The organism is Georgenia satyanarayanai (genome assembly GCF_023715365.1).
Taxonomy (GTDB): Bacteria; Actinomycetota; Actinomycetes; order Actinomycetales; family Actinomycetaceae; genus Oceanitalea; species Oceanitalea satyanarayanai_B.
Genome location: NZ_JAMBNZ010000160.1, coordinates 1 through 400, shown reverse-complemented (window position 1 = coordinate 400; position 400 = coordinate 1). Strand labels below are relative to the sequence as shown.

The 400-nt window shown below is 68.8% G+C and carries 1 pseudogene; it reads right to left on the bottom strand.

What is annotated here, in order from left to right:
• Positions 1-108: 108 nt before the first annotated feature.
• Positions 109-400, bottom strand: a pseudogene (locus tag M3148_RS17480) (hypothetical protein); the annotation flags it as partial.

The following is a 400-nucleotide window of genomic DNA, read 5'->3' as shown; positions in this document are numbered from 1 at the left end:
GCGCTCCTCGTTGGCCTCGCGGGTCAGCTCCGCTCCCGCCTCGGCGTCGCGGGTGAGTTCTCGCCCGTCTCGGGGTTGAAGACGTGCATGCGGCGGCTGTCCAGCCCTCTATTGGAGTTCGAGCCACCGCGGATGCGGGAGGACGCAGCCAGGGACACGACCACCTGCGCGGGCATCTCGTCCGCGTCCAGCTCCTGGGCCAGCTCGTTGAGCGTGCTGGTCCGTGTCGTCCTGCTGGGAGTGGATGTAGCCGTACTGCTGGTTGCCCAGCCACTCCGTGTGCGTGAACTCGGCATCGAACATGGTGCCGTGGCCCACCTTGGCCTCGTCCACGAACTTGGCGTCCTCGAAGTGCTCCGGGCGCAGCCCCAGCAGCACGAGCTCGGGAGCCCCGGAGAGC